The following is a 4,718-nucleotide window of genomic DNA, read 5'->3' as shown; positions in this document are numbered from 1 at the left end:
ACTCACAGTCCACACCGCGAGTGACGCAAAATTACATTCTGCAATCTGACATGTTCGACTGACTGGCGGATCGCTGCATAAGGCAGCTCCAGGGCGACAATATGCCTTCAAACCGCAATTCTCGGACGGACTCCTAGGTTCAGAAGGTTCGGACTGCTTCTGCCTGTTCATCACGGATCCTCTGTCCGGCCGGGGCCCAGAGCCCTCAGCCAATCTTCCTCATGAGGCATTCGATCGCCTGAACGGCCAATCCGGATTTGACGTGGCGCGGAGTGAAGTGGAGTACGCGCCACCCTGCCATCACCGCGGCATTGCGTTTCTCGGCGTCACGTTCGAAGCCGCTGCCCCGAACGTGACGGCCGCGGTTGTAGATGCCGCCATCGATTTCTACGGCGACCTTGTGGCGCGGCCAGGCGAAGTCGAACCTCCACCGGCGCCGCGGATGGAACCGGAATTCCCTCGCCGGCGCCGGCAGCCCGGAAAGCTTGAAGTGCTGCCCGAGCAGTTCCTCAAGATCGCTCATACATCGCTCTATAGGGGTCAGAAGGCAAGTTCTTCACCAGCTATTTCGCCATCGCCAGTGGTACCGCCGAAAAAACGGGCGGCACTGCGCGATAAGTTTGGGTCCGACCGCTTTCCGATCCAGACCACCTTCACGCTGTGCTTGCCGTTGTACTCCTCGTCCTTGGTGCCGAAGGAGACCTCGCGGCCTTCGATGTCGAGTCCGAGCTGGTACTCGATGTAGCCCGAATCCTTGAGAAGGTCCGGATCCACCCCGAGCACCTCGAAGTACTTGCGGGCACGGTCGCGGTTTTTCTGCGTCCGCCAGATCACGAACGACGTCGGCCCATCGGTACATTCGAGCATGACCTGGTAACCGAGAGTACCGGTCTGCGTTTCGTAGAGCTGGGATCCGGGTGCCACGACTCCGTTGTATTTGGTTTCGGCCTTGATACTCATGCGACCTCCAGTAGCTCAGCCTTGCGGCTGTCCTTGATTGCCTGCAGCTGCGTGAATAGTTCATCCCCGAGCCGAGTCTTTTTGCCACCCGTGAGGCTCCAGCCAGTCTGAAGTTGTGCGATCGTTTTCGCTGCAACCAGGGCAGCGCGTATTTGGTCGAAGAGTTCCTTGCGCTCGCGCTCGGCCTTTTCCTTCTCGGCCTCCTGCGCGCTGATGTCGATCTCGGCCGCTTCCTCCGGAGTGCCGAGCTTGCCTTGCTCACCACCGCAGAGGTATCGAACGACCGGAGAAATGGTGTCGTATGTCGGCCAGAGGAACTCTTTGCCGGTCAGGATGTCGGACCGGTCCTTCTCGAAGAAGGCCTTGATAATGTATCCGCCCTTCTCATCCCTTTCGGGACACATGCGGCCGAGGACGTGAGGTTCATGCGGCGTCTCGCCTTCTGCTTTCAGCTTCGTACCGGTGACGCGCATTTCGCCATCTTCGTCCTGCTCCATAACTACGCCTTCGCGTCCGCAGAGAATCGCGTGGAACGAGCCATCCAGGAACAGAGACATCAGGCGCTTGTAAGGCTTTTTGATTTGCTGCCAAGCCTGGATCGGAATGCCGCTATCAGGAAGCCTCTTGGATCTGGCGACCGCGCGTCGTTTTCTCGCAAACCGTGAGGTTGTTGACTACGCCCGATGTTGTGTAGCATTCTGTGTAACGGAAGGAGGCTGCAAATGCCGACCAATCTGGCGATCGACGAAAAGCTGCTCGATGACGCGCTGAAAATCGGTGGCAAACTTACAAAACGCGAAACGGTCAATGAGGCTCTGCGAGAATATATTCAACGCCGGAAACGGTTCAAGGCCCTGGAAGCATTCGGCACCATAACCATGGATCCGGCTTACGACTATAAGAAGATGCGGAGACCCCGGTGATCCTCGTCGATACTTCGGTTTTGTCTCTGGCCTTTCGCAGGAGAACGAAGCCTGGTCCCGAGTTGCCCGTGGTCCGGGTCTTCCGTCGCCTGGTGGAAGACGACCAGCCTGTGGTCATTCCGGGAATTGTTCTCCAGGAAGTGCTATCGGGAGTGCGCGCGCAGGACGATTTCGCACGGTTGCTGGACATTTTGGATGGTTTCCCGATCGCTGCGGCATCAAAGGCTCATCATGTTACGGCAGCGATGATCTCTAATGCATGCCGTCAGTCAGGCATCTCCGCATCCGCTGTGGACTGCCTGATTGCCGCAATGGCGATTGAAAGCAAAGCAAAACTGCTGACGGCCGATGAGGACTTCTCGCACATGGCACGCCATTGTGACTTGCAGTTATTTGAAACATAGAGCGAACGGGAAATCTAAAGATACTACTGCTCAAACATCGCTTGCGTCTTCGCGCTTGGCGTCTTGGCGGTGAAGATTGTCAATCTCAAAGAGCCCTGAGCAGAGTGCCTGTCGGAGCCGGGCATCCCACGGGAATACTCGGAAAGGTTGAAGCGGCTCTATGAGATCTCGCCAAATCCCGCATACCGGAGCATGAGCCGGACCACCAACCTTGGCTCGAGGCCATGGAGCTGAATCATCGGGCCGAGAAGGAACCCGGCACAACCAGAAAGGACTTCGCCGCCCCTGAAATCATCGAAGAATCGGAGCGCGCGGCTCCTTCACGATGGACCACAAGTTAAGCAAATACAAAGAGATATGTGATCTATGGTTCAAAGAGGAGTCGCTGGTTGATCACTTATGGCCTCACCGGATTCATAAATGGTCCACGCTCAAAGAATTTATCAATTATCATTGGCCAATTATCAATTGTCATTTTTTTGTTTGGATCAATTTGGAGGAGGATTGGTTTAAGTAGGCAGGAGGATACTGGCATGGCACAGGCTGCTGCCGATGCGTTCCAGGAGAGGTCGGTGCTGTTTGCAGTAAGGATCATCGACCTAGTCACCCCACTGCCAAAAACGACCGCAGGACGGCATATTGCCGGGCAGGTTCTGCGCTCGGGTACTTCTCCGGCTCCGAACTACGCAGAGGCGCGAGGTGCTGAGAGTCGAGCGGATTTCGTTCACGAACTTCGCATCGCTGTGAAAGAGCTCAATGAAACCGGGATCTGGCTGCTCATTATCCTCAAGGCTCGTATGGCATCGGAGACACTGGTGACCGGCCTTGCCAACGAGAATCGCGAGCTTGCCCGTATGCTCAGTGCCTCGATCAGAACCGCACAGGCGAGAGGCTCACAGCGGACAGATGACAAATGACCATTGACGAATGACAAATGATAGATTCTTTGCGTGCCGCTCTTCGCATCGCAATCCCAGCGACGTCGTGGCCGCGCTCATCTACGGAAGCGAGAGCACCCTCAAAGTCTATTCCCGCCAGGGCGACGAAATCACCCTTACGCCGATCGAAACCAAACACCACGCGCCCCGCAAATTCCACGCGAGCCGGATCACCATCCAGGGCGTCCTGCTCGAAATCGTCCGCCGCAGCGCCCGCCGCAAGCGATAATGACGTGCGCACTCAGGCAATCCCAATTTGATAAGATCTGGTAGCGATGGGAGTCTTGTTTCCGATATTGTCAGGGCAGGGAATCCTAATCGTGACTGCCGCGCCGGATATACTCGCGAACATTCTGGGCCTTCCATAACAGACCCGGGTGAGAACGAATAATCGCCTGCAAGTTAGGATCTTCCGTTAACAACTCCGATACGATTTCGCCTTTGTCGTTTAGAGTCGTAAGAAAGTCCGTCTCATGGCTGGTCTGCGGCAGGATCGCGGACAAGAGGCCGCGACACTCCAGCACGAGATTCTGGGTCCACGGGCGGATATCGCTGCGGTTTGGGGCCTGCACGGATTGAAGCATGGGGAGAAGCTGCTGCGCGACCGCATTGCCGTCCGCGCGGACATCATCGACCGAAACGTTGCGCCAATCCCGGCGGCTTGTCCCTCCATATACAACAAAAGCAAGTCGAAGCCGCGCCTTCTCGAACTGAACCTCCCGCAAAAGTTGGCACGCATCGAACAGATCTCGAGGAGCGCTCCTGTCGAAAAGTGCTGCGAGCTTGCCGGCCGCCAGTTCATGCACATCCATCAACGGCACCTTCTTCGCGCGCAAGGAACCGATGGGATGCGAGTCCATTAGCACGGGCGGCCAGAGCGGAGTGCGCAACAGGTAGTTGATATCGAGTTCAAGCGTGCCCGGGCGTCCCCATGCGCTCATATAGGTCAGGAGCCATTTGCCGCCCGCATGCTCGCTCGGAGCGCGCTTGACTTGGATACCGAGTCGTCCGCAAACGGCCTGAACCGCTTGCTCGACTTTCGGCCGCTCGCTGAGCATGATCTCACGATCTTTCGATCCGATGTAATTCAGGTCAATATCAACGGACAAGCGGGGTCGTCGTCCGCGAAAAATCCGAAATAGCCTCGGCACTCTAAGGAGCCGCCCAGTTCGAGTAGCGTTTTTTCTCTCGTTCCAGCCCCGCATGGACTTCGATATTCCCCCATTTCTCAGGGCGTGCGCTTCATCCCATCAATTGAAACACCTGTGGCGGGAGATTTCTCGGTATCAGAATGCAGGCGACGGCAACTACGCGGCGAGCCGGTAATCGTGATGTAAACCGTTTAACACAGGGATGGCTGCATATTCCGACCCATCGTGGACACCCATTCCAATCGATCGTGGACAGTCATTCCGATTGATCGTGGACAGCGATTCCGACGCGATCGTGGACACTTTTTCCCGATGATTGGAATCGGTGTCCACGATCGTGGA

General features: G+C 56.5%; 9 protein-coding genes. 4 read left to right on the top strand and 5 right to left on the bottom strand.

Going from position 1 to position 4,718, the window contains the following annotated elements:
• Positions 1-205: 205 nt before the first annotated feature.
• From LAP85_29590 to LAP85_29580, 3 genes are read right to left on the bottom strand one after another with little or no spacing between them, the layout of a single operon-like run.
• A complete protein-coding gene (locus LAP85_29590) occupies positions 206-523 on the bottom strand; it encodes an endonuclease domain-containing protein (GenBank protein ID MBZ5500564.1) in 318 nt (105 codons plus the stop codon).
• Between the two features lie 17 nt (positions 524-540).
• Positions 541-960: a hypothetical protein gene (locus tag LAP85_29585; protein MBZ5500563.1), complete on the bottom strand. Its 420-nt coding sequence runs from the start codon at positions 958-960 to the stop codon at positions 541-543.
• Complete coding sequence (locus tag LAP85_29580) at positions 957-1,517, bottom strand: hypothetical protein (GenBank protein MBZ5500562.1); 561 nt, start codon at positions 1,515-1,517, stop codon at positions 957-959. Before LAP85_29580 ends, LAP85_29585 begins: the two co-directional genes overlap by 4 nt.
• A gap of 165 nt (positions 1,518-1,682) precedes the next feature.
• Between LAP85_29580 and LAP85_29575 the strand changes: the two genes are divergently transcribed.
• From LAP85_29575 to LAP85_29560, 4 genes are all read left to right on the top strand, one after another.
• Positions 1,683-1,883, top strand: a complete 201-nt coding sequence (locus LAP85_29575) for a type II toxin-antitoxin system VapB family antitoxin (protein ID MBZ5500561.1) — start codon at positions 1,683-1,685, stop codon at positions 1,881-1,883.
• Positions 1,880-2,287, top strand: coding sequence for a PIN domain nuclease (locus LAP85_29570; protein MBZ5500560.1), 408 nt, complete (start codon positions 1,880-1,882; stop codon positions 2,285-2,287). Before LAP85_29575 ends, LAP85_29570 begins: the two co-directional genes overlap by 4 nt.
• Positions 2,288-2,820: 533 nt before the next feature.
• Complete coding sequence (locus LAP85_29565; GenBank protein MBZ5500559.1) at positions 2,821-3,204, top strand: four helix bundle protein; 384 nt, start codon at positions 2,821-2,823, stop codon at positions 3,202-3,204.
• Between the two features lie 10 nt (positions 3,205-3,214).
• Positions 3,215-3,454, top strand: a complete 240-nt coding sequence (locus LAP85_29560) for a hypothetical protein (GenBank protein ID MBZ5500558.1) — start codon at positions 3,215-3,217, stop codon at positions 3,452-3,454.
• A gap of 85 nt (positions 3,455-3,539) precedes the next feature.
• On the opposite strand, the gene LAP85_29555 is transcribed toward LAP85_29560, so the two are convergent.
• Both LAP85_29555 and LAP85_29550 read right to left on the bottom strand, forming a co-directional pair.
• Positions 3,540-4,334: a nucleotidyl transferase AbiEii/AbiGii toxin family protein gene (locus LAP85_29555; protein ID MBZ5500557.1), complete on the bottom strand. Its 795-nt coding sequence runs from the start codon at positions 4,332-4,334 to the stop codon at positions 3,540-3,542.
• A gap of 198 nt (positions 4,335-4,532) precedes the next feature.
• Positions 4,533-4,718: hypothetical protein (locus tag LAP85_29550; GenBank protein MBZ5500556.1), on the bottom strand; the 186-nt coding region annotated here is incomplete at its 5' end.

The sequence above is a fragment of the Terriglobia bacterium genome (assembly GCA_020072565.1).
Classification (GTDB): Bacteria; Acidobacteriota; UBA6911; order UBA6911; family UBA6911; genus JAFNAG01.
Note: the sequence above shows the minus strand (reverse complement) of the source record. Positions and strands in the feature narration are given on the sequence as shown.

Coding starts and splice junctions, on each gene's coding strand:
- LAP85_29565 (MBZ5500559.1), top strand. CDS start 2,821: ATGGCACAGGCTGCTGCCGATGCGTTCCAGGAGAGGTCGGTGCTGTTT.
- LAP85_29585 (MBZ5500563.1), bottom strand. CDS start 960: ATGAGTATCAAGGCCGAAACCAAATACAACGGAGTCGTGGCACCCGGA.
- LAP85_29575 (MBZ5500561.1), top strand. CDS start 1,683: ATGCCGACCAATCTGGCGATCGACGAAAAGCTGCTCGATGACGCGCTG.
- LAP85_29560 (MBZ5500558.1), top strand. CDS start 3,215: ATGACAAATGATAGATTCTTTGCGTGCCGCTCTTCGCATCGCAATCCC.
- LAP85_29580 (MBZ5500562.1), bottom strand. CDS start 1,517: ATGTCTCTGTTCCTGGATGGCTCGTTCCACGCGATTCTCTGCGGACGC.
- LAP85_29590 (MBZ5500564.1), bottom strand. CDS start 523: ATGAGCGATCTTGAGGAACTGCTCGGGCAGCACTTCAAGCTTTCCGGG.